Raw genomic sequence first — 22,890 nt, 5'->3', positions numbered from 1 at the left:
CCGGCAAGATGGCCTCAGTCTTTTTTTGCGAGCGCCTCCGCCACGATCTCGGCCTTGATCTTCTCCTCGACGTACATCTTGCGCAACCGAGCATTCTCGGCCTCCAACTCCTTCATCCGCGCGATCAGCGAGACGTCCATGCCACCGTACTTCGAGCGCCATTTGTAGAACGTCGCCGTGCTGATGCCCAGTTCCCGGCACAGGTCCGGCACCGACAGCCCCGATTCCACGCGCTTGAGCGCGTCCATGATCTGGCTGTCCGTGAATCTCGATTTCTTCATGCTGTAGAACTCCCTCAACGAGAAAATTCTACTTCTGATCACACCGGTCTTTTGGGGGGATTACCGGATCAGAGGGTCGTAGGTTCGAATCCTATCGCTCCGACCAAAGGAATCAAGGGGTTACGGCAGAAATGCCGTAACCCTTTTTCTTTTGGGGTAACGCCGCCGCCAGCTTCGCGCGCCGCCTGCGCCATCATTGTGTGGGCCACCGTCGCTCGGTCACCGGCGATCGGTGATTGCTGAATGATTGTGTCGTTCGCTTTTTTGCGATCAATGATCCTGGCCTACAAAACTGCCCGAGTTGAAATTGGAAAACTCCGGCACGAGCGCCAATCGATATTCTTCGTCGATTACATTGCCTGCCTCAACAAGCTTATGCATTCCACAAAGTCTCGCCGAAGCGTCGACTGACCTTCCAATATGATCAAGCTTTGATTATGGCGCTGCTGTCACCTTCCGCGTTTAGATAACCGGCTTACCCGCCACAGATCACGCTCCCGACCACGACTCAACCGCGCGCGCCTCAAATGCATCCATAGTGGCTGTCGCCGCACTTCCTGCTTTGATATTCGGAATCGAGCCTGCCCGACGGATAACTTCCGGGACTTTCAATTGAGACGTACAGCGCAATCATGCAGCCGATTTGATCGCGGAAAGCATCGCCATCCAGCGCGGCCCCGCACACGCACACGCCCCATCCCGGAACACGCGATAATGCGCATGAACAACCCGCATCCGCGCATGAACGACAACATTCTCAAAACCGCCCTCTGCGCCTCGCTGCTCGCGCTTGCAACTTCCAGCGCCGCATCGGCCAAGACGCTCGACGATGCGCTCGACTGCCATTCCACCGGCCACAAGTTCGTCGCGCCGTTGCTTGCAGCCGGCGACATTCAGTCGGAACCGATGCATGTCGAATCGAATTCGGTCAACGCATTCCGTACCAACCGCTCGCTGACGGCATACGGCTTCGGCGTCTATGTCGTGCTCGGCTACCAGGCGAACGACCCGATCTTCCGTCCGGGCGACGGCACGCCGATCGGCGACTGGGCCTACGGCGTCGTGGTGCGGGGCACGAAGAGTGCGGTGGAGGAAGCCGTGCGCAAGGCCGGCAGCGACGCGACCGTCAAACAGGCATTCCCGTTCCTGACCGCGATCGTCTGCTCGTCCGACTGAGCGGGCGTCGCGGCGGTCACGCGCCCCGCCCGAACGCGGCGCACCGACCCCATCGGCCCCCGCTATCGGCCGGTCACGCGCCGGTGTACACCACGCGATACGGGATACCGACCTTCTCCCACTCGGCCGCCTCCTGGCTGAGGCTGTAGTCGGTCAACGGATTCTGCTCGACCCACGTGCCCGGCAGGCGCACTTCATACCCGCCCTTCTTCATCTGCGACACGGAAATGTCGGGCAGCCCGGCATCGGTCCGGCGCCGGCACAGCAGCGCCGCGAGCCGCAGGCAGAACAGCAGCGGCCACTCGACCTCGCGCGCCTGTGACAGCTTGCCGAGCTTGCCCGCGTGCCCGAGCACGAGCGCAGCGAGCCGCGCCTGGTCGGTGCGCGAAAAACCCGGCATGTCCGCGTTGCTCGCGATATAGGCCGAATGCTTGTGATACGCGCTGTGCGAGATCGACAGGCCGATCTCGTGCAACGCGGCCGCCCAGCCGAGGAACATCCGCCCTTCCTCGCGCGCCTCGTCGTCGGCCTCTTCGAGTTCGTCGTATAAACGCACCGCCAGCGTGCCGATCCGCTCGGCCTGCGACCGATCGACGCCGTAGCGACGCGTGAAGCCCTCGACGGTCACCGCGCGCATGTCCTCGTGCTGCGTCCGCCCGAGCAGGTCGTACAGCACGCCGAGGCGCAGCGCGCCGTCGGTCGTGTCGACATAGTCGACGCCGAGTTCCTCGAACACCGCAAGCATGATCGCGAGGCCGCCCGCGAGCACCGGCACGCGGTCGGGCTTCAGCGCGATCAGCTTCAGCCGGTTGACGTTCTCCGACTTGATCAGCGCGCGTTTCAGGCGCTCGAGGCCGCCGCGCGAAATGCCGTGCGTGACGCCCGGATCGTTGAAGCCGTTCGCCTCGACGAGCTCCGCAAGCGCCCGCGCGGTGCCGGACGAGCCGATCGCCTGATCCCATCCGGCCTTCTTGTACTCACTCGAAATGATCTGGATCTCGCGCTTGGCCGCGAGCTCGGCCTGCCGCATCGTGTATTCGTCGACGTTGCCGGCCGGGAAAAAGGCGCGGCTGTGGCTCACGCAGCCGATATAGAGACTCTCCATCACGATCGGCGTGTAGTGCGAGCCGATGATGAACTCGGTCGAGCCGCCGCCGATGTCGACAACGAGCCGCTTGCCGGCGCTCGCCGGCACCGAGTGCGCGGCGCCCGCGTAGATCAGCCGCGCTTCCTCGCGGCCCGCGATCACTTCGATCGGGAAGCCGAGCGCCGCCTCGGCCTCGCCGAGAAACTCGCCCGCGTTCTTCGCGACGCGCAGCGTGTTGGTCGCCACCGCGCGCACATGATCGGGATGGAAATCGCGCAGGCGCTCGCCGAACCGCTTCAGCGCCTCCCAGCCACGCTCCTGCGACGCACGGTCGAGCATCTTGTCGCTCGACAGGCCCGCGGCCAGCCGGACCGGCTCGCGCAGTGCGTCGACGGGATAGATCTGGCTGCCCGCCGGCGTCTCCTCGACGCGCCCGACGATCAGCCGGAAGCTGTTCGAGCCGAGATCCACGGCAGCCAGCAAGTGGGGGGTTGTAACCATCAGAAGGGGGCTCCGTGAGCGTTCGCCCGCGGCAGCCGGCCGGCCGCCGCGGGCGATCAATCAAAGGCGACATTTTAAGCGTGGAACGCTTGCCGTTGCCACGCTTCACGGGCATGCACGCCGCTCGTTTGCATATCGTCGAAACATTTATGAGACAAAACGGTTACGGCGTAGAATTTCCCGATATAAATACACCATTGTCATCAGCACGTCACTGTACCGTGAGAGTTTCCGAGCGTCCTTTCGAATCATCGCCCGAATCACCCCCTACTCTGCCGATGTCCGTCCGTTATCCGCTTCTCAATCGTGAACTCGGCATCCTCGGTTTCAACGAGCGCGTGCTGGCCCAAGCGGCCGATCCTCAAGTCCCTTTGCTCGAACGCCTGCGCTTCATCTGCATCACGAGCAGCAACCTCGACGAATTCTTCGAAGTGCGGATGGCCGGCCTGCAGGAGCAGATCCGCGACAATCCCGGCGCGCTGACACCCGACGGCATGTCGTTACAGCACGCTTACGATCTCGTCGTCGAACGCGCGCAGCGGCTCGTCCATCGACAGTACACGATGCTGCACGAAACCGTGCTGCCCGCGCTCGAGCAGGAAGGCATCTACTTCCATGCAAGCGATACGTGGAACGACGAGCAGCTCGAATGGGCGCGGCGCTACTTCCTCGACGAGCTGCTGCCCGTGCTGACGCCGATCGGCCTCGATCCGGCCCATCCGTTCCCGCGCGTGCTGAACAAGAGCCTGAACTTCGTCGTCGAGCTCGAAGGCCGCGACGCCTTCGGCCGCCAGGCCGTGATGGGCATCGTGCAGGCGCCGCGCGCGCTGCCGCGCGTCGTGCGCATGCCGCACGCGCTGTCGGGCTTCGAGCACGGCTTCGTGCTGCTGAGCTCGTTCATGCAGCGCTTCGTCGGCGAACTCTTCCCGCAACTCGTCGTGAAAAGCTGCAACCAGTTCCGCATCACGCGCAACAGCGAACTGTTCGTCGACGAGGACGAAATCACGAACCTGCGCGTCGCGCTGCAGGGCGAACTGCCCGCGCGCCACCTCGGCAACGCGGTGCGCCTCGAGGTGTCGGCCGATACGCCGCCGCACATCGTGCGGCGCCTGCTCGAGGAAAGCGAGCTCGGCGAGAAGGATTGCTATCGCGTCGCCGGATCCGTGAATCTCGTGCGCCTGATGCAGATTCCCGATCTCGTCGACCGCCCCGAGCTGAAGTTCACGCCGTTCACCGCATCGACACCGGCCGCGATCACGAACGCGCCGACGATGTTCGACGCGATCGATCACGGCGACATCCTGCTGCACCACCCGTACGAGAGCTTCCAGCCGGTGCTCGAGCTGTTGCAGCAGGCCGCGAAGGATCCGAGCGTCGTCGCGATCAAGCAGACGATCTACCGTACCGGCACCGATTCGCCGCTGATGGACGCGCTGATGGAAGCCGCGCGCAACGGCAAGGAAGTGACCGTCGTCGTCGAGCTGCTCGCGCGCTTCGACGAGGAAACCAACATCAACTGGGCGTCGCAGCTCGAAGCCGTCGGCGCGCACGTCGTGTACGGCGTGGTCGGCCACAAGTGCCACGCGAAGATGATGCTGATCGTGCGGCGCGTCGTGCAGGCCGGCAAGACGTCGCTGCGCCGCTACGTGCACCTCGGCACCGGCAACTACCACCCGCGCACGGCGCGCCTCTACACCGACTTCGGGCTGATGACGGCCGACCAGAAGATCTGCGAGGACGTCCATCACGTGTTCCAGCAGCTGACCGGAATCGGCGGCGAACTCACGCTGCACGAGCTGTGGCAGTCGCCGTTCACGCTGCATCCGCGCATCATCGAATCGATCCGCAAGGAAATCGACAATGCGCGAGCCGGCAAGCGTGCGCGCGTCGTCGCGAAGATGAACGCGCTGCTGGAGCCGTCGGTGATCGCCGCGCTGTACGAGGCGTCGCAGGCCGGCGTCAAGGTCGACCTGATCGTGCGCGGGGTCTGCGCGCTGAAACCCGGCGTGCCGGGGCTGTCGGAGAACATCACGGTGCGCTCGATCGTCGGGCGGTTCCTCGAGCACCACCGGATCTACTATTTCCACGCGGGCGGCACGGAAGACGTCTATCTGTCGAGCGCCGACTGGATGGACCGCAACCTGTTCCGCCGCGTCGAAGTCGCGTTCCCGATCCGCGATCGCAAGCTCAAGCGGCGCGTGATCGCCGAAGGCCTGTCGGTCTGCCTCGGCGACAACCAGTCGGCCTGGCAGATGCAAAGCGACGGCCACTACCGCCGCCGCCGCGCCGGCAAGACGATCCGCAACGCGCAACTCGGGTTGCTCGCGAAGTTCTGCTCGTGATCCGGCAGCGCGGCGCGAGTCGCGCGCCGCACCGCCCATGAAAAAAGCACAGCCCGCGGGCTGTGCTTTTTTCGTTTCCGACCGTTCAGACCTTTCGGACCGTTCAAACCGGCATGCCGCCGCTCGCCGGGCGAGCGACGGGACGCCATGACGCGATCATGCCTCGTACGCGGCCGGCCGGATCGCGATGATGCGCGAGCCCGGGAACCGGGCGGTAAACGTGCTGCCGCGCCCTTCCTCGCTCTGCACGTACAGGTGCGCATCGTGCCGCTGCAGCACGTGCTTGACGATCGCGAGCCCGAGCCCCGTGCCGCCCGTATCGCGCGAGCGGCTGCGGTCGACGCGGTAGAAGCGCTCGGTCAGTCGCGGCAGGTCCGCGGCCGGAATGCCGAAGCCGCTGTCCGTGACCGAAAACACCCCGTGGGCGCCCTCGCGCCGCCACGACACGGCGATCTTGCCGCCGTCCGGCGTATAGCGGATCGCATTCGTGACGAGATTCGCGAACGCGCTGAACAGCTCCGTCTGCGCACCGGTCACGCCGAGCGTGTCGTCGATCGTGAACGAGATGTCGTGATGCCCGTTCGACAGCGTCTGCGCGTCCTCCTTCAGATGGTCGAACACGGCGCGCATGTCGATCGCGCGATCGGCCGGCGGCTTGCTCTCGCCCTCCAGCTTCGCGAGCACGAGCAGGTCGGTGACGATGTGCCGCATCCGCGACGCCTGCTGGTCCATCATGTCGAGATAGCGCGCGCGATCCTCCTCGTTCAGCGGCAGCTCGCGCATCGTCTCGAGGAAGCCCGACAGCACGGTAAGCGGGGTCTTCAGCTCGTGCGACACGTTCGCGACGAAGTCGCGCCGCATCGCATCGGTGCGCTCGAGCTCCGTGATGTCCTGCGTGAGCAGAAGCTTGCGGTTCTCGCCGTACGGAAACACCTGCACGGCCAGCACGTTCTGCCGCGAATCGCCCATCCCGCGCATCACGAGCGTCTCGTCGTAATGCTGCGCGTTCAGGTAGCGGACGAAATCGGGATGACGCACCAGGTTCGTGATGTGCTGGCGCAGGTCGCGCTTCGCATCGAGGCCGAAGTGGACTTCGGCGATCGCGTTGCACCACTCGATCTGATCGTGGTCGTCGAGCATCGCGACGCCGTTCGGCGACGCCTGGATCGCCTGGATGAAGCGCGAATGCTGCTGCTCGACCTGCCGCACCTGCGCATGCCACTGTTTCGCGAGCTTGTGCAGCCGATAGTAGATCTCGCCCCAGATGCCCGGCGCGCTCGGCACTTCGCCGTAGACCGGCGCGTCGAGCAGCCGCCACAGACGCTGCGTATGAAAGGTGCTGAAAAAGCCCTGCACGATCAGCATCACGACCACGAACACGAGGCCCGCGGTCGGGCCGGCGAACACGCCGACCAATACGCCGATCAGCACGAGCAGCACGAGCGACACGAGAAAGCGCGCCCAGATGATGTTCATGATTCAGCGTCCGAAAGAATGAACGGCATGCCGTGGCACACGGCATGCACGAATACGTTACGCGTGCTTGGCGAGCCGGTAGCCGCTGCCGCGCACGGTCTCGATCATCGCATCGCAGCCGGCCGGTTTCAAGGCTGCGCGCAGTCGCTTGATATGCACGTCGACGGTACGCTCCTCGACGAACACGTGGTCGCCCCACACCTGGTCGAGCAGTTGCGTACGGCTGTGCACGCGCTCCGGATGCGTCATGAAGAAATGCAGCAGGCGGAACTCGGTCGGGCCGAGATCGAGCTTGATCTCGCTGCCGTCGCCATGCGCGGCGACACGATGCGTGGCCGGATCGAGACGCAGCCCGTTGATCGACACGACGTCCTCGGTCAGCTGCGGCGCGCGGCGGCGCAGCACGGCCTTGATCCGCGCCATCAGCTCCTTCGGCGAAAACGGCTTCGTCACGTAGTCGTCCGCGCCGATTTCGAGGCCGAGCACCTTGTCCTGCTCGTCGCCGCGAGCGGTCAGCATGATGATCGGAATGTGCTTGGTCCGTTCGTTGTTGCGCAGGTCGCGCGCGAACGCGATGCCGGACTTGCCCGGCAGCATCCAGTCGAGCAGCACAAGATCGGGCAGCACGTCGCTGATCAGGTTCTGCGCCTGTTCCGCGTTGTACGCCCGGATCGGGCAGTGACCGGCGTGCTGGAGATTCACCGAGATCAGTTCGGAAATCGCGGGCTCATCTTCAACGACGAGAATGTTGCTGGGCATCGGCACCTCTTTCTTTCCTGTACGGAGTCGATTAACTGTTGGCTTCGCGATCGAGCGTGTCGCGCGGCTGGTGCCGTACGTCGGTGCCCTTCACGATGTAGATGATGAATTCGGCGATGTTCTTCGCGTGGTCGCCGATCCGCTCGATGGCCTTCGCGATGAACAGGTATTCGAGGCCGACCGAGATCGTGCGCGGATCTTCCTGCATGTACGACACGAGCTTGCGCACGAACGCGCGGAATTCCAGGTCGATCTCCTTGTCGTCCTTGACGATCTGGGCGGCGGCCACCGTATCGAGACGCGCGAACGCGTCGAGCGCGCGGCGCAGGATCGTCACGGCCATCTCGCCCGACACCTTGATCTCGGCGATGTTGACCGTACGAGCAGCCGGCTCGTCGACCAGACGGCGCACGCGCTTCGCGATCTTCTCGGCCTCGTCGCCTGCGCGCTCGAGGTTCGTAATCGTTTTCGAAATCGACATCAAAAGGCGCAGGTCACGCGCGGCAGGCTGCCTCCGCGCGATGATGTTGCCGCACTCCTGGTCGATGTCGACTTCCATCGCGTTCAGCGTTTCCTCTGCGGCGATCACCTTCTCGGCCGCATCGCGATCGAAATCGTTCAGCGCGTGCATCGCGCCGACGATCTGCGACTCGACGAGCCCGCCCATTTCCAGCACTTTCGACGACACGGCATTCAGGTCCGCGTCGAACTGGCTCGACAGATGTTTATCCGACATGGCTGTTGTTCTCCGTCATCAACCGAAACGGCCGGTGATGTAGTCTTCCGTTTCCTTGCGCACCGGCTTGATGAAGATCTTTTCGGTCTCGCCGAATTCGATCAGCTCGCCCAGGTACATGTAGGCCGTGAAATCCGAGCAGCGCGCGGCCTGCTGCATGTTGTGCGTGACGATCACGACCGTGTAGTCGCTTTTCAGCTCCGCGATCAGCTCCTCGATGCGGCCCGTCGAGATCGGGTCGAGCGCCGAGCACGGTTCGTCGAGCAGCAGCACTTCCGGACGGATCGCGATGCCGCGCGCGATGCACAGCCGCTGCTGCTGGCCGCCCGAGAGGCCGTAGCCGCTCTGGCTCAGCTTGTCCTTCACTTCGTTCCACAGCGCGGCCTTCGTGAGCGCCCACTCGACGCGGTCGTCCATTTCCGAGCGCGTGAGCTTTTCGAACATCTTCACGCCGAACGCGATATTGTCATAGATCGACATCGGGAACGGGGTCGGCTTCTGGAACACCATGCCGATGCGCGCGCGCAGCAGCGAGATGTCGCGCTTCGTCGTCAGCAGGTTCTCGCCGTCCATCAGGATTTCGCCTTCGGCGCGCTGCTCCGGATAGAGCGCGAACATCTTGTTGAACGTGCGCAGCAGCGTCGACTTGCCGCAGCCCGACGGGCCGATGAACGCCGTCACCTTCCCTTCGGGAATGCTCAGGTTGATGTTCTTCAGCGCATGGAACTTGTTGTAGAAGAAGTTGAGGTTGTTGACCTCGATCTTCGCGTTCAGCGGCTCGAGCGGGCGGCCGTGCGCCGCGTCTTGCGTGCCGGCCGGCGCAGCAGTGCGCTCGACGGGATTCAGGTGGCTTTCTGCCATATTCATCGGATTGCTCCGCCGTTACTTTTTCGAGAAGATCGAGCGCGCCAGGATGTTGAGTCCGAGCACCCCGAGCGTAATCAGGAACACGCCCGCCCATGCGAGCGACTGCCATTCGGCGAACGGGCTCATCGCGAACTTGTAGATCGTGACGGGCAGGTTCGCCATCGGCTGGCTCATGTCCCACGAGAAGAACTGGTTCGACAAGGCGGTGAACAGCAGCGGCGCCGTTTCGCCGGCGATCCGCGCGACCGCAAGCAGCACGCCGGTGATGATGCCGCCCACCGAAGCACGCAGCGTGATCTTCAGCACCATCCGCCACTTCGGCGTGCCGAGCGCGAAGGCCGCTTCGCGCAGCGCGTTCGGCACGAGCTTCAGCATGTTCTCGGTCGTGCGGATCACGATCGGGATCTGCAGCAGTGCCAGCGCGATCACGCCGGCCCAGCCCGAAAAACGCCCCGACTTCGCGACGACGATCGCGTACACGAACAGGCCGATGACGATCGACGGCGCGGACAGCAGGATGTCGTTGATGAAGCGGATCGTGCTCGCCAGCAGGTTCTTCTGGCCGTATTCGGCGAGATAGACGCCTGCGAGGATACCGATCGGCGTGCCGACCAGCGTGCCGAAACCGCACAGCAGCAAGCTGCCGACGATCGCGTTCGCGAGACCGCCGCCTTCCGTGTTCGGTGCCGGCGTCGATTCGGTGAACAGTTGCAGCGACAAGCCGCCGATGCCGAGGTGGATCGTCGTGTAGAGAATCCACACGAGCCACAGCAGGCCGAATGCCATCGCACCGAGCGCCGCGGCGAGCGCGATCGCGTTGACGGCCTTGCGCTTGCGCTGCAGGCGGTTGCGCATCGCGTCGAGCACGGCGCCGTCCGGCCCCGGGAAATTCATGACGGGCTCGCTCATTTCTTGCCCTCTCCCTTCTCGAGACGAAGCAGCAGCAGTTTGGAGATGGTCAGCACGATGAACGTGATCACGAACAGGATCAGGCCCAGTTCCATCAGCGCGGACGTATGCAGGCCCGGCTGCGCTTCCGCGAATTCGTTGGCCAGCGCCGACGTGATGCTGTTGCCCGGTGCGAACAGCGACACGCTGTCGAGCAGGTTGGTGTTGCCGATCACGAAGGTCACGGCCATCGTCTCGCCGAGCGCGCGGCCGAGGCCGAGCATCACGCCGCCGATCACGCCGGTCTTCGTATAGGGCAGCACGACCTTCCACATCACTTCCCAGGTCGTGCAGCCGATGCCGTACGCCGACTCCTTCAGCAGCACGGGCGTGACTTCGAACACGTCACGCATCACCGACGCGATGTACGGGATGATCATGATCGCAAGGATCACGCCCGCCGCGAGGATGCCGATGCCGATCGGCGGCCCGGCGGTAAGCGGGCCGAGAATCCACACGTCCTTGAACAGGCGGCCGAGCGGCTTCTGGAAATATTCCGCGAAGATCGGCGCGAACACGAGCAGGCCCCACATGCCGTACACGATCGACGGAATCGCTGCGAGCAGCTCGATTGCAATGCCGAGCGGGCGGCGCAGCCAGACGGGCGACAGCTCGGTGAGGAACAGCGCGATGCCGAAGCTGACCGGCACGGCGATGACGAGCGCGATGAGCGACGTCACGATCGTGCCGTAGATCGGCACGAGCGCGCCGTAGATGTCCGAGTTGGGATCCCACTCGGATTGCCACAGGAAGCCGAGGCCGAACTTCTGGATGGTCGGCATCGACGCGATGATCAGGGAAACGATGATCCCGCCGAGCAGCAGCAGGGTCACGATGGCGGCAAGCCGTGCAAGACCGCCGAATACGACATCCCCGAGGCGGCTCGGCGCGCGTTGCTGCGCAACGTCGGCGGACCGTGAGGACGTATAGGAAATATCAGACATGGGTGCCTGCTTTTGATTGCCGGGCGCCGTAACGCCCGGCTTTACCGCACACACCGCCCGACCTGCACGGCCGGGCAGCGAACCGCTGCAATGCTTACTCGGCGGCGACCGACTTGCCCGAAGCGTCCGTCACCTTGGTCTTCCACTGCTTGCGGATTTCCACTTCGACTGCCGGCGGCAGCGAGATGTAGTCCAGGCTGTCAGCAGCCTTCTCGCCGTTCTTGAACGCCCAGCTGAAGAACTTCAGCGTTTCCGCGCCCTGCTCCGGCTTGTCCTGCTTCGCGTGCAGCAGCACGAACGTCGCGCCGACGACCGGCCATGCTTCCTTGCCCGGCTGGTTCGTCAGGATCTGGTAGAACGACTTCGACCAGTTCGCGCCGGCAGCAGCGGCCTTGAACGTTTCCGTCTTCGGCTCGACCACCGTGCCCGTCGAGTTCTTCAGGGCCGTGTAGACCATGTTGTTCTTCTTCGCGTACGCCCATTCGACGTAGCCGATCGCGCCCGGCAGACGCTGCACGAAGGCCGCGACGCCGTCGTTACCCTTGCCGCCCGTGCCCGTCGGCCAGTTGACGGTCGTGCCTTCGCCGATCTTCGACTTCCACTCGTCGTTGACCTTCGACAGGTAGTTCGTCCAGATGAAGCTCGTGCCCGAGCCGTCGGCGCGGCGGACCACGGCGATGTCCGTATCCGGCAGCTTGACCTTCGGGTTCAGCGCGGCGATCGCCGGATCGTTCCACTTCTTGATCTTGCCGAGGTAGATGTCGCCGAGCACCGGGCCCGACAGCGTCAGTTCGCCAGCCTTCACGCCCGGCACGTTGACGACCGGCACCACGCCGCCGACCACCGTCGGGAACTGGAACAGGCCTTCCTTCGCGAGCTCGTCATCCTTCAGCGGGGCGTCCGAACCGGCAAAGTCGACCGTCTTCGCGACGATCTGCTTCAGGCCGCCCGACGAGCCGATGCCCTGGTAGTTGACCTTCGCGCCGCCGGACTGCTGGTAATCGGCAGCCCACTTCGTATAGATCGGCATCGCGAACGTGCTGCCAGCACCCGTGATGTCGGAAGCGTGCGCAGCTACGGCGAAAAGCGCGCCAGCCAGGCCGGCAATCGCGGTTTGCATCAATTTCATGAGACCTCCAGTGTGTGAGCGGATGACTACGGCACCGCGAAGGTTAGGGGCTCCTCATGACGGTAATGTGACAATCGATGAAACTGGCGTGACAGTAACATGACTGCTTGAAAGGAAACAGCGGGCGCGCCGAAGCGGCGACGGCAGGCCCGAAATGCCTGCCCGGACGGATGCGAAGAACCTCCGCCGCGGGGCGCCGGCGCGGCGTGCCGCGGCATCGGCCGGCCGGAAAAACGCCCGCCGGCAACGGGTTCGATATTCGGGGCCGGTGGCGTTTGCCTCGGTCTGATGAATGCGTACGCGGAACGACGCTTTCCCGCTGTCGCAAACCTTTGCGTCTGACGAAACAGCGGCGCCCCGAAGGCGCCGCGTAAGGAATGGCCGGCGGGCCGGCGCGGGGGCGTCAGGGCCGCCCCGCGCCGGCATCCTGCATCAGGTCGTCGCCGCGCGCACCACGTCGGCGATCGTCTCTGCGTGGCGCACCGCGTCGGCCGCCTGCTGCGCCTCGACCATCACGCGCAGCACGGGCTCGGTGCCCGATGCGCGGATCAGCACGCGGCCGCTGCCGGCGAGCGCCGCTTCCGCCGCGGCGATCGCGGCGCGGATCGCCGCGCTGCCCTTCCAGTCGGCGCCCGGCTTCATCCGCACATTGATGAGCTTCTGCGGGAACAGCGTGACGCCGTCGAGCATCTGCGCGAGCGTTTGGCCGCTGCGCTTCAGCGCGGCCAGCACGAGCAGCGCCGACACGATACCGTCGCCGGTCGAATGGCGGTCGAGCGACAGGATATGGCCGGAGCCTTCCGCGCCGAGCTGCCAGCCGTGCTCGCGCAGCTGTTCAAGCACGTAGCGGTCGCCGACCGCCGCGCGGACGAATTGCACGCCCTCGCGCTGCAGCGCGACTTCGACGGCGAGGTTCGTCATCAGCGTGCCGACCGCGCCCTCGACCTTGCCGTCGGTCGCGATCCGGTCCTTCACGAGCACGTAGAGCAACTCGTCGCCGTTATAAAGGCGGCCGGTCGAATCGACGACCTGCAGGCGGTCAGCATCGCCGTCGAGCGCAATGCCGAGATCGGCATGATTCGCCCGCACCGCGCGCACCAGTGCGTCCGGCGCGGTCGCGCCGACGCCGTCGTTGATGTTGAAGCCGTTCGGCGCGACGCCGATCGGGATCACGTCCGCGCCGAGCTCGTGGAACACGTGCGGCGCGATCTGGTATGCGGCACCGTGCGCGCAGTCGATCACGAGCTTCATCCCGCGCAGGTCGAACGCGGCCGGGAACGTGCTCTTGCAGAACTCGATGTAGCGGCCGGCCGCGTCGTCGAGGCGGCGCGCCTTGCCGAGGCCGTCGGACGGCGCGCATTCGAGCGGCTTGTCGAGCCACGCTTCGATCGCGGCCTCGGTGTCGTCGGGCAGCTTGTTGCCGTCAGCGGAAAAAAACTTGATCCCGTTGTCGTGGTACGGGTTGTGCGACGCGCTGATCACGACGCCGGCCGACAGGCGCAGCGCGCGCGTCAGGTACGCGACGCCCGGCGTCGGCATCGGGCCGGCCAGCATCACGTCGACGCCGGCCGCCGAGAACCCGGCCTCGAGCGCGGCTTCGAGCATGTAGCCCGACACACGGGTGTCCTTGCCGATCAGCACGGTCGGACGCGAGCCTGCCGCGCCGTCGGCCGAACCGGCCAGCACCTTGCCGGCCGCGTAACCGAGGCGCAACACGAAATCGGGCGTGATGGGCGCTTCGCCCACCGTACCGCGAATGCCGTCCGTGCCGAAATATCGACGTCCCATGGGTTCTTCCTCCTTCGTCTTCTGACTTATCGTTGCCGCGCGGCTTCGCGCACGGCATTCCAGATCTTCAGCGCGTCGACCGTCGCCGCGACATCGTGCACGCGCACGATCGCCGCCCCGCGCCCGACCGCGCACACTGCCGCCGCCACACTCGCCGCGACACGCTCCATCGGCGGCTTGCCGCCGATCACCGCGCCGAGCATCGACTTGCGCGACATGCCCGCGAGGATCGGATAGGCCCGCCCGTCGGGCCGCGCCGGCGCCGTGTCCGGCAACGCGGCCAGCAGCGCGTAGTTGTCGTCGACGACGGCCTTGCCGAACCCGAAGCCGGGATCGACGCAAATCCGCTCCGACGCAATGCCTGCGTCGCGCAACGCCTGGGCGCGCGCGGCGAGAAAATCGCGCACGTCGGTCACGACGTCGTCGTAGTCGGGTTCGCCGACCTGCATCGTCTGCGGCTCGCCGAGCATGTGCATCGCGCACAGCCCGCAGCGGCCCTCGCGCACCGCGTCGATCGCGCCCGGCTGGCGGAACCCCCAGATGTCGTTGATCAGGTCCGCGCCGGCGGCAAGCGCCGCGCGCATCACGGCCGGCTTGTAGGTGTCGATCGACAGCGGCACGTTCAGCGGCCGCAGCGCCTCGACAAGCGGAATCACCCGCGCGAGTTCCTCGTCGAGCGGCACGGGCGGCGCACCGGGCCGCGTCGACTCACCGCCGATATCGAGGAGGTCAACGCCTTCGGCGATCATCCGCTCGGCCTGGCGCAGCGCGTCGTCGCGCGCCAGGAAGCGGCCGCCGTCGGAAAACGAATCGGGCGTGGCGTTGAGGATGCCCATCACGAGCGGGCGCTCGAACGTCAGTTCGAAACGGCCGCACTGGAGTGGCGCGGGAATAAGCGGGAAGACAGCGGAATCGGACACGAGGAACGGGCGTGGATGAATGCAAAACGGGCCGGTGTGAAGCCACACCAGCCCGTGAACGGCGCTGAAACGGAGATTACGCCGCCGGCGAGGCAGGCGCCGGTGCGTTGCCGGGCTTCACCTCGGCGCTGCTGCCGCCGCCCGACGAATCGCCGCCGACAGCCGGCGCGCTCTTCGGCGAGCGCGGCGGACGGCCGTCCATGATGTCGTTGATCTGATCGGCATCGATCGTCTCCCACTCCATCAGCGCGGCGGTCATCGCTTCGACCTTGTCGCGGTTCTCGTCGAGCAGGCGGCGTGCGAGGCTGTACTGCTCGTCGAGCACGCGGCGGATTTCCGCGTCGACCTTCTGCTGCGTCGCTTCCGAAATCGTGCGCGTGAAACCCCGGCCGAACGGCGACGCATCGTTCTCGTCGTCGACGTAGACCATCGGCCCGAGCGCATCGGTCATGCCGAAGCGTGCCACCATCGCGCGCGCCGTCTGGGTCGCCTTGTTGAAGTCGTCCGACGCGCCGGTGCTGACGAGGTTCATGAACAACTCTTCCGCCACCCGGCCACCGAACAGGATCGCGAGGCGGTCCATCAGGTAGTCCTTCGAGTACGTTTCGTTGTCATGCTCCGGCAACTGCCACGTGACACCCAGCGCACGGCCGCGCGGGATGATCGTGACCTTGTGCACCGGGTCGGCCTTCGGCAGCAGCTTCGCGATCACCGCGTGGCCCGACTCGTGGTAAGCGGTTGCGCGCTTCGCTTCCTCGCGGATCACGGCCGACTTGCGCTCCGGACCCATGAAGATCTTGTCCTTCGCGTCCTCGAAATCCTGCATCTCGACGATGCGCTTGCCACGACGGGCGGCGAACAGCGCGGCCTCGTTCACGAGGTTCGCGAGATCGGCGCCGGAGAAACCCGGCGTGCCGCGCGCGATGACTGCCGCATCGACGTCGTTCGCGATCGGCACCTTGCGCAGGTGCACGCGCATGATCTGTTCGCGGCCGCGGATGTCCGGCAGGCCGACGTAGACCTGGCGGTCGAAACGGCCCGGACGCAGCAGCGCCTTGTCGAGCACGTCGGAACGGTTGGTCGCGGCGATCACGATCACGCCGGAGTTCGCCTCGAAGCCGTCCATCTCGACGAGCATCTGGTTCAGCGTCTGTTCGCGTTCGTCGTTGCCGCCGCCCATGCCGGCGCCGCGATGACGGCCGACCGCGTCGATTTCGTCGATGAACACGATGCAAGGCGCATGCTTCTTCGCCTGCTCGAACATGTCGCGCACGCGGGCCGCGCCGACGCCGACGAACATTTCGACGAAGTCGGAACCCGAGATGCTGAAGAACGGCACCTTCGCTTCACCCGCGATCGCGCGGGCCAGCAGCGTCTTGCCGGTACCCGGAGGGCCGACGAGCAGCACGCCGCGCGGAATGCGGCCGCCGAGCTTCTGGAATTTCTGCGGATCGCGCAGGAAGTCGACGAGCTCGGACACTTCTTCCTTCGCTTCGTCGCAGCCCGCGACGTCGGAGAAGTTCACCGCGTTGTTGTTCTCGTCGATCAGCCGCGCACGCGATTTGCCGAACGAGAACGCACCGCCTTTGCCGCCCCCCTGCATCTGCCGCATCATGTAGAACCAGAACACGATGATCAGGATCGTCGGCCCGAGGTAGTACAGCGCGGACATCAGCGCGTTCGGCTCGTCGTCGGCCTTGCCGCTGACCTGCACGCCGTACTTCATCAGATCGCCAACCATCCAGATGTCGCCGGGCGACACGATCTGGTATTTCTGGCCATCAGCCGGAGTGACGGTGAGGTTACGCCCCTGAACGATGACGTTCTTGACCTTGCCGTTCTTGGCGTCGTCCATGAACTGCGAATAGGACACGCCTTCCTGGACGCGGGGCTTGTCGAACTGCTTGAACACGGTAAACAGCACCAGTGCGATCACCAGCCACACTGCTGCCTTCGAAAACATGTTGTTGTTCAAAGCACCACTCCTTCACTCGTAGACGAGCGCCTACATTTTCCTTGCGGCGCCCCTCGGTCATTCTAATCCAGTCCGACCACCCTCGCCATAAGCATTGACAACCGCCGCGATAGCGCTTCGCTTGTCTGGCAAGGGCCGGAGCCCGTTTGCGGCACCCCGCCGCGCATCAGCGCGGACGTTTCAGATGCCGACCCAAAATGAACGTTTCGGACGATTTGTCGCGGGACGCCTTCGGCTTGCGCGGCGCGACGATCTTAAACTGCTGTTTGAATTTCTCGACGATCTGGCTGTAGCCGCTGCCGTGAAAACACTTCACGAGCAGCGCACCTTCCGGCTTCAGATGGTTCTGCGCGAATTCGAGCGCCAGATCGCAGATGTGCTCGATGCGCGCCGCGTCCGCCATGGCCACGCCAGAGAGGTTGGGGGCCATGTCGGAAATAACAAGGTCCACCGCGCGACCTTCGAGCAAATCCTCGAGCTGACGGAGCACCTCGTCCTCGCGGAAGTCGCCCTGGAGAAAGTGGACATCGGCGATCGGCTCCATCGGCAGGATATCGAGCGCCACGATCGTGCCGTCGATGCCGCCTTCGCGTTCCGCGTCGCGCTTCCTGCCCTGCGCAAGCTTGTTGCGCGCATACTGGCTCCAGCTGCCCGGCGCCGAACCGAGATCGACGATCACCTGGCCCGGACGGATCAGCTTGTCCTGCTCGTCGATTTCCTTCAGCTTGTACGCGGCGCGCGCGCGATAGCCCTCCCGCTGCGCCATTTTGACGTACGGGTCGTTGATGTGGTCGTGCAGCCAGTGCTGGTTAAAGCGATTTTTTGCCATTCGAGAGAGAGATTGCTGCCATTTGCTTCGTGAAGCCGCGCTTTTAGCGGATAATACGCGTCTTCTTCGCGCGGCTGCGGCCCCTTTTCAGGCCCATGCCGCGATTTTACGTGGTTTCGGCGCACGGCTGACGCGGTAACGTTCCGCGATCGCTATTCAGTCAGCGCGCCCTTATTTAGATTTCGACATTTCCATGCCCGCCCTTTCGCTTACCCCCGCCGAGCGCTCCGCGCTGCGCTCCCAGGCCCATGCGCTCAAGCCCGTCGTGCTGATCGGCGCCGAAGGGCTGACCGACGCCGTGCTGAAGGAGATCAAGGTGCACCTGAACGCGCACCAGCTGATCAAGATCCGCGTGTTCGGCGACGAACGCGACGAACGCATCGCGATTTACGACGAGATCTGCGACCGCCTGAGCGCGGCGCCGATCCAGCACATCGGCAAGCTGCTGGTGATCTGGAAGCCCGAAGCCGCCGCGGCGGCCCCGGCGCGCGGCCGTCGTGCCGGCACGCTGCCGAGCGCGGCCGAAGCCGCCGACGACCGGAAAGGCCGCGCACCGCGCACCGTCAAGGTCGTCAAGGTTTCGCCGAACGCGAGCCCCGTGCGCCGCCCGAAGCCGACGAAGGTCGTCGTGCGCGGCAACGAGCGCGTAACGGCCGGCGGCACCGTGAAGCGGGCCAAGAAGCGCCAGGCCAGCACGAAGCGTCCGTTCCAGGACAAGTAAGCCCCGCCCCGCGGGCCCGCCATCGGCCGGGCCTGCGCGGCACGCTTCAGGCGTCGCGGGTCGGCAAACGCCAGATCAGCATCAGCCCCAGCACGCTCTCGACGAGGTAGAACACGCTCGAGACGCCGTGCAGCATCCCGAAACGGCTCGCATACGGCGAGTTCGCGATGTCGGTGCCCGCATCCATCGCGGCCACCCGCAGCGCGTTCATGAACGGTTGCAGCGCGAAATACCCGACCAGCACGCATACGATCATCGCCGCGACGACCCAGCGCACGCGGCGATACTCGTTGCTGCCGCGCCGCACCTGCTGGTTCGACAGCGCGAGCAGCAGCACGCCGCACACGACACCGAGGATCGCCTCGATACGGAACAGCTGGGCGGCGACCGAACCGGCCGTCATCCGCTCCAGCGTCCTGAACAGCACGGGCGCGACCGCATACCCGATCGTCAGCAGGCTGCCGACCCACACGGCCGACAGCAGACGGAACACCCGATGCGGCATCACGTCGCCCCGCTTCAGATGTAGCTGACCGAGATGATTTCGTACTCGCGCACGCCGCTCGGCGCCTGCACGGCCGCGACGTCGCCTTCGGTCTTGCCGATCAGTGCGCGCGCGATCGGCGAGCTGACCGAGATCAGGCCGTGATCGATATCGGCTTCGTCGTCGCCGACGATCTGGTACTTGACGGTGTCGCCCGACTCGAGATCCTCGAGCTCGACCGTCGAGGCGAAGACCACGCGGCCTTCGGCGTCGAGCACGGCGGGATCGATGACCTGCGCGGCGGACAGCTTCGATTCGAGTTCCGCGATACGACCCTCGATGAAGCCCTGCTTTTCCTTCGCGGCATCATATTCGGCGTTTTCGGACAGGTCGCCCTGTGCGCGGGCCTCCGCGATCGCGTTGATCACGGCCGGCCGCTCGACGGACTTGAGGCGCTGCAATTCATCGCGCAGGAGTCCTGCGCCACGCTTTGTCAACGGAATGGTGCTCATAAACGGCTCAATCGCTAAAAACGGCTATAAAAAAAATCACCGCGATTAAGCGCATTTCCGGCGAACCGGAAACGCCGCCTAATCGCGGCACGTGTTGCTTCTACAGGTAACTGACCGCTTAGTTTAGGCGAGCGTGAAGACCTTGTAAATCATAGACTTCCAGATCCTTCAGGTAGCGCAGGCCTTCGACCGCCGCGCGCGCGCCCGACATCGTCGTGTAGTACGTGACCTTGTGCGCCTGTGCGCTCATGCGGATCGAACGCGAATCGGCGATCGCCTGGCGCGTCTCGTCGACCGTCGTAAACACGAGGGCGATCTCGCCGTTCTTGATCATGTCGACAATGTGCGGACGGCCGTCCTTCACCTTGTTCACGACCTTCACCGGCACGCCGGCAGCCTCGATCGCGGCGGCCGTACCCTTGGTCGCGACGATCGGGTAGCCGAGGTCGTGCAGCATGCGCGCGACTTCGACCGCCTTCGGCTTGTCGGCGTCCATCACGGTCAGCAGCACCGTGCCCGACTCCGGCAGGCGCGAACCGGCCGCGAGCTGCGACTTGAACAGCGCTTCGCCGAACGTCTGGCCGACGCCCATCACTTCGCCGGTCGAGCGCATTTCAGGCCCGAGGACCGGATCGACGCTCGGGAACTTGACGAACGGGAACACGGCTTCCTTCACGCTGAAGTACGGCGGCTCGACTTCCTTCGTCACGCCCTGCTGCGCGAGCTTCTGGCCGACCATCGCGCGCGCCGCGATCTTCGCGAGCGGCAGGCTGGTTGCCTTCGACACGTACGGCACCGTGCGCGATGCGCGCGGGTTCACTTCCAGCACGTAGATGATGTCCTGCTTCGAACCGTCCGCCTGCGGCACCTGCTGGATCGCGAACTGCACGTTCATCAGGCCGACCACGTTCAGCGCCTTCGCCATCGCGCCCGTCTGGCGCTTCAGTTCGGCCACGGTTTCCTTCGACAGCGAGTACGGCGGCAGCGAGCACGCCGAGTCGCCCGAGTGGACGCCCGCCTGCTCGATGTGCTCCATCACGCCGCCGATGAACACGGCGTCGCCGTCGCAGATGCAGTCGACGTCGCACTCGATCGCGTCGTTCAGGAAGCGGTCGAGCAGCACCGGCGAATCATTCGACACCTTAACGGCCTCGCGCATGTAGCGCTCGAGGTCGCGCGGCTCGTGGACGATCTCCATCGCGCGGCCGCCCAGCACGTACGACGGGCGCACGACCAGCGGATAGCCGATTTCCTCGGCCAGCTTGAGCGCTTCGTCTTCGGCGCGCGCGGTGCGGTTCGGCGGCTGGCGCAGGCCGAGGTCCTGCAGCAGCTTCTGGAAGCGCTCGCGGTCTTCGGCCGCGTCGATCATGTCCGGCGACGTGCCGACGATCGGCACACCGTGCGCCTCGAGATCGAGCGCGAGCTTCAGCGGCGTCTGGCCGCCGTACTGGACGATCACGCCGACAGGCTTTTCCTTGTCGACGATCTCGAGCACGTCTTCGAGCGTCAGCGGCTCGAAGTACAGGCGGTCGGACGTGTCGTAGTCGGTCGACACCGTTTCCGGGTTGCAGTTGACCATGATCGTTTCGTAACCGTCCTCGCGCATCGCGAGCGCCGCGTGCACGCAGCAGTAGTCGAATTCGATGCCCTGGCCGATCCGGTTCGGGCCGCCGCCCAGCACCATGATCTTCTTGTTGGTGGTCGGCTGCGCCTCGCACTCTTCCTCGTAGGTCGAGTACATGTACGCGGTTTTCGTCGCGAATTCGGCCGCGCAGGTGTCGACGCGCTTGTAGACCGGGCGCACGTTCAGTTCGACGCGACGCTTGCGGACGTCTTCCGGGCTCGCGCCGAGCAGCTTCGCGAGGCGGCGGTCGGAGAAGCCGCTCTGCTTCAGGTAGCGCAGCTCGTCGAACGTCAGCGACGCGAGCGTGCGGCCCGAAAGCGCCTTTTCCTTCAGGATGATCTGTTCGATCTGTTCGAGGAACCACGGGTCGATCGCGGTTTCCTCGAAGATTTCCTGGGCCGTCATGCCGATGCGGAACGCATCGCCGACGTACCAGATGCGGTCCGGGCCCGGCTCGTGGATCTCGATCGCGATCTCGTCGCGGTTGGTCGACTTCTCGTCGAGACCGTCGACGCCGACTTCGAGGCCGCGCAGCGCCTTCTGGAACGATTCCTGGAACGTGCGGCCGATCGCCATCACTTCGCCGACCGACTTCATCTGCGTCGTCAGGCGCGAATCGGCTTCGCGGAATTTCTCGAACGCGAAGCGCGGAATCTTCGTGACGACGTAGTCGATCGTCGGCTCGAACGACGCCGGCGTCTGGCCGCCGGTGATTTCGTTCTTCAGCTCGTCGAGCGTGTAGCCGACCGCCAGCTTCGCGGCGACCTTCGCGATCGGGAAGCCCGTCGCCTTCGATGCGAGCGCCGACGAACGCGACACGCGCGGGTTCATCTCGATGACGACCATGCGGCCGTCCTTCGGGTTGATCGAGAACTGCACGTTCGAGCCGCCCGTGTCGACGCCGATCTCGCGCAACACTGCGAGCGATGCGTTACGCAGGATCTGGTATTCCTTGTCGGTGAGCGTCTGCGCCGGGGCGACCGTGATCGAGTCGCCGGTGTGCACGCCCATCGGGTCGAGGTTCTCGATCGAGCAGACGATGATGCAGTTGTCGGCGCGGTCGCGCACGACTTCCATCTCGTACTCCTTCCAGCCGAGCAGCGATTCCTCGATCAGCAGCTCGCGCGTGGGCGAGAGGTCGAGACCGCGCTTGCAGATCTCCTCGAACTCCTCGCGGTTGTACGCGATGCCGCCGCCCGAGCCGCCGAGCGTGAACGACGGACGGATCACGATCGGGTAGCCGCTGCCGCCGGTGGCCGCCATGATCTCGCCGTGCACGCGGGTCGCGTCTTCCATCGAATGCGCGATGCCCGACTTCGCGGAACCGAGACCGATCTTGGTCATCGCGTCCTTGAACTTCTGGCGGTCTTCCGCCTTGTCGATCGCTTCCGGCGACGCGCCGATCAGCTCGACGCCGAACTTCTCGAGCACGCCGTGGTGGTGCAGGTCGAGCGCGCAGTTCAGCGCGGTCTGGCCGCCCATCGTCGGCAGGATCGCGTCCGGGCGCTCCTTCTCGATGATGCGCGCGACGACTTCCCACGTGATCGGCTCGATGTAGGTCACGTCGGCCGTGTTGGGGTCGGTCATGATCGTCGCCGGGTTGCTGTTGACGAGAACGACCTTGTAGCCCTCCTCACGCAACGCCTTGCAAGCCTGCGCGCCCGAATAGTCGAACTCGCACGCCTGGCCGATGATGATCGGGCCGGCGCCGATGATGAGGATGCTCTTGATGTCTGTGCGTTTTGGCATGGCTGGTGAATTCAATAAGTAATCGTTGTCGTGGGTCGGCCG

Annotated in this window: 18 protein-coding genes and 1 pseudogene; 3 read left to right on the top strand and 16 right to left on the bottom strand. The window is 65.0% G+C overall.

The features are described 5' to 3' along the window. Positions 1-281, bottom strand: a pseudogene (locus tag GQ57_RS11245) (transposase); the annotation flags it as partial. 741 nt (positions 282-1,022) lie between these two features. On the opposite strand from GQ57_RS11245, the gene GQ57_RS11240 reads away from it, so the two are divergent. Further along, complete coding sequence (locus tag GQ57_RS11240; RefSeq protein WP_034197915.1) at positions 1,023-1,457, top strand: hypothetical protein; 435 nt, start codon at positions 1,023-1,025, stop codon at positions 1,455-1,457. A gap of 73 nt (positions 1,458-1,530) precedes the next feature. On the opposite strand, the gene ppx is transcribed toward GQ57_RS11240, so the two are convergent. Further along, the gene (ppx, locus tag GQ57_RS11235; protein WP_031400986.1) at positions 1,531-3,045 is read right to left on the bottom strand and encodes an exopolyphosphatase; all 1,515 of its coding nucleotides are present in this window, start codon (positions 3,043-3,045) and stop codon (positions 1,531-1,533) included. A gap of 278 nt (positions 3,046-3,323) precedes the next feature. Here ppx and ppk1 point away from each other — a divergent pair, with 278 nt between their 5' ends. Then, positions 3,324-5,387, top strand: coding sequence for a polyphosphate kinase 1 (ppk1, locus tag GQ57_RS11230; RefSeq protein ID WP_034197909.1), 2,064 nt, complete (start codon positions 3,324-3,326; stop codon positions 5,385-5,387). 156 nt (positions 5,388-5,543) lie between these two features. On the opposite strand, the gene phoR is transcribed toward ppk1, so the two are convergent. The 11 genes from phoR to GQ57_RS11175 form a co-directional block, all read right to left on the bottom strand. Beyond that, on the bottom strand, positions 5,544-6,863 hold the full coding sequence (gene phoR / locus GQ57_RS11225) for a phosphate regulon sensor histidine kinase PhoR (protein ID WP_031400988.1): 1,320 nt from the start codon (positions 6,861-6,863) through the stop codon (positions 5,544-5,546). 57 nt (positions 6,864-6,920) lie between these two features. Beyond that, a complete protein-coding gene (phoB, locus tag GQ57_RS11220; protein ID WP_006750313.1) occupies positions 6,921-7,622 on the bottom strand; it encodes a phosphate regulon transcriptional regulator PhoB in 702 nt (233 codons plus the stop codon). Positions 7,623-7,653: 31 nt separating this feature from the next. Beyond that, positions 7,654-8,358: a phosphate signaling complex protein PhoU gene (gene phoU, locus GQ57_RS11215; RefSeq protein WP_034197908.1), complete on the bottom strand. Its 705-nt coding sequence runs from the start codon at positions 8,356-8,358 to the stop codon at positions 7,654-7,656. Positions 8,359-8,376: 18 nt separating this feature from the next. Next, positions 8,377-9,225, bottom strand: a complete 849-nt coding sequence (pstB, locus tag GQ57_RS11210; RefSeq protein WP_031400989.1) for a phosphate ABC transporter ATP-binding protein PstB — start codon at positions 9,223-9,225, stop codon at positions 8,377-8,379. Between the two features lie 15 nt (positions 9,226-9,240). Beyond that, complete coding sequence (gene pstA, locus GQ57_RS11205) at positions 9,241-10,134, bottom strand: phosphate ABC transporter permease PstA (RefSeq protein WP_034197907.1); 894 nt, start codon at positions 10,132-10,134, stop codon at positions 9,241-9,243. Further along, entirely contained in the window at positions 10,131-11,117 is a 987-nt protein-coding gene (gene pstC / locus GQ57_RS11200; RefSeq protein ID WP_031400991.1) for a phosphate ABC transporter permease PstC, read from the bottom strand. The genes pstA and pstC overlap by 4 nt, the downstream gene beginning before the upstream one ends. A 94-nt stretch (positions 11,118-11,211) precedes the next feature. Next, the gene (gene pstS / locus GQ57_RS11195) at positions 11,212-12,246 is read right to left on the bottom strand and encodes a phosphate ABC transporter substrate-binding protein PstS (RefSeq protein WP_034197906.1); all 1,035 of its coding nucleotides are present in this window, start codon (positions 12,244-12,246) and stop codon (positions 11,212-11,214) included. Between the two features lie 432 nt (positions 12,247-12,678). Then, positions 12,679-14,034 carry a phosphoglucosamine mutase gene (gene glmM, locus GQ57_RS11190; RefSeq protein ID WP_034197905.1) on the bottom strand — a complete coding sequence of 452 codons (1,356 nt, stop codon included), beginning with the start codon at positions 14,032-14,034 and terminating at the stop codon, positions 12,679-12,681. Between the two features lie 26 nt (positions 14,035-14,060). Next, positions 14,061-14,954 carry a dihydropteroate synthase gene (gene folP / locus GQ57_RS11185; RefSeq protein ID WP_034197904.1) on the bottom strand — a complete coding sequence of 298 codons (894 nt, stop codon included), beginning with the start codon at positions 14,952-14,954 and terminating at the stop codon, positions 14,061-14,063. 76 nt (positions 14,955-15,030) lie between these two features. Next, entirely contained in the window at positions 15,031-16,929 is a 1,899-nt protein-coding gene (gene ftsH, locus GQ57_RS11180) for an ATP-dependent zinc metalloprotease FtsH (protein WP_031400995.1), read from the bottom strand. Positions 16,930-17,095: 166 nt separating this feature from the next. Next, complete coding sequence (locus GQ57_RS11175) at positions 17,096-17,758, bottom strand: RlmE family RNA methyltransferase (RefSeq protein WP_034197903.1); 663 nt, start codon at positions 17,756-17,758, stop codon at positions 17,096-17,098. Positions 17,759-17,951: 193 nt separating this feature from the next. Between GQ57_RS11175 and GQ57_RS11170 the strand changes: the two genes are divergently transcribed. Beyond that, positions 17,952-18,479: a YhbY family RNA-binding protein gene (locus GQ57_RS11170; RefSeq protein WP_031400997.1), complete on the top strand. Its 528-nt coding sequence runs from the start codon at positions 17,952-17,954 to the stop codon at positions 18,477-18,479. 46 nt (positions 18,480-18,525) lie between these two features. Here GQ57_RS11170 and GQ57_RS11165 read toward each other — a convergent pair whose 3' ends face one another. The 3 genes from GQ57_RS11165 to carB form a co-directional block, all read right to left on the bottom strand. After that, on the bottom strand, positions 18,526-18,984 hold the full coding sequence (locus GQ57_RS11165; protein ID WP_031400998.1) for a DUF4149 domain-containing protein: 459 nt from the start codon (positions 18,982-18,984) through the stop codon (positions 18,526-18,528). A 14-nt stretch (positions 18,985-18,998) separates the two neighbouring features. Continuing rightward, positions 18,999-19,475: a transcription elongation factor GreA gene (gene greA / locus GQ57_RS11160; RefSeq protein WP_031400999.1), complete on the bottom strand. Its 477-nt coding sequence runs from the start codon at positions 19,473-19,475 to the stop codon at positions 18,999-19,001. Between the two features lie 118 nt (positions 19,476-19,593). Beyond that, entirely contained in the window at positions 19,594-22,848 is a 3,255-nt protein-coding gene (gene carB / locus GQ57_RS11155; RefSeq protein ID WP_034197902.1) for a carbamoyl-phosphate synthase large subunit, read from the bottom strand. Between the last annotated feature and the right edge of the window lie 42 nt (positions 22,849-22,890).

The sequence above is a fragment of the Burkholderia sp. MSh2 genome (genome assembly GCF_000731655.1).
Taxonomy (GTDB): Bacteria; Pseudomonadota; Gammaproteobacteria; order Burkholderiales; family Burkholderiaceae; genus Burkholderia; species Burkholderia paludis.
This window is presented reverse-complemented; position numbering and strand designations above follow the sequence as displayed.

Excerpts from the sequence above, each read along its gene's own strand:
- GQ57_RS11240 (WP_034197915.1), top strand. The coding sequence starts at position 1,023 with ATGAACGACAACATTCTCAAAACCGCCCTCTGCGCCTCGCTGCTCGCG.
- ppx (WP_031400986.1), bottom strand. The coding sequence starts at position 3,045 with ATGGTTACAACCCCCCACTTGCTGGCTGCCGTGGATCTCGGCTCGAAC.
- ppk1 (WP_034197909.1), top strand. The coding sequence starts at position 3,324 with ATGTCCGTCCGTTATCCGCTTCTCAATCGTGAACTCGGCATCCTCGGT.
- phoR (WP_031400988.1), bottom strand. The coding sequence starts at position 6,863 with ATGAACATCATCTGGGCGCGCTTTCTCGTGTCGCTCGTGCTGCTCGTG.
- phoB (WP_006750313.1), bottom strand. The coding sequence starts at position 7,622 with ATGCCCAGCAACATTCTCGTCGTTGAAGATGAGCCCGCGATTTCCGAA.
- phoU (WP_034197908.1), bottom strand. The coding sequence starts at position 8,358 with ATGTCGGATAAACATCTGTCGAGCCAGTTCGACGCGGACCTGAATGCC.
- pstB (WP_031400989.1), bottom strand. The coding sequence starts at position 9,225 with ATGAATATGGCAGAAAGCCACCTGAATCCCGTCGAGCGCACTGCTGCG.
- pstA (WP_034197907.1), bottom strand. The coding sequence starts at position 10,134 with ATGAGCGAGCCCGTCATGAATTTCCCGGGGCCGGACGGCGCCGTGCTC.
- pstC (WP_031400991.1), bottom strand. The coding sequence starts at position 11,117 with ATGTCTGATATTTCCTATACGTCCTCACGGTCCGCCGACGTTGCGCAG.
- pstS (WP_034197906.1), bottom strand. The coding sequence starts at position 12,246 with ATGAAATTGATGCAAACCGCGATTGCCGGCCTGGCTGGCGCGCTTTTC.
- glmM (WP_034197905.1), bottom strand. The coding sequence starts at position 14,034 with ATGGGACGTCGATATTTCGGCACGGACGGCATTCGCGGTACGGTGGGC.
- GQ57_RS11175 (WP_034197903.1), bottom strand. The coding sequence starts at position 17,758 with ATGGCAAAAAATCGCTTTAACCAGCACTGGCTGCACGACCACATCAAC.
- GQ57_RS11170 (WP_031400997.1), top strand. The coding sequence starts at position 17,952 with ATGCCCGCCCTTTCGCTTACCCCCGCCGAGCGCTCCGCGCTGCGCTCC.
- GQ57_RS11165 (WP_031400998.1), bottom strand. The coding sequence starts at position 18,984 with ATGCCGCATCGGGTGTTCCGTCTGCTGTCGGCCGTGTGGGTCGGCAGC.
- greA (WP_031400999.1), bottom strand. The coding sequence starts at position 19,475 with ATGAGCACCATTCCGTTGACAAAGCGTGGCGCAGGACTCCTGCGCGAT.
- carB (WP_034197902.1), bottom strand. The coding sequence starts at position 22,848 with ATGCCAAAACGCACAGACATCAAGAGCATCCTCATCATCGGCGCCGGC.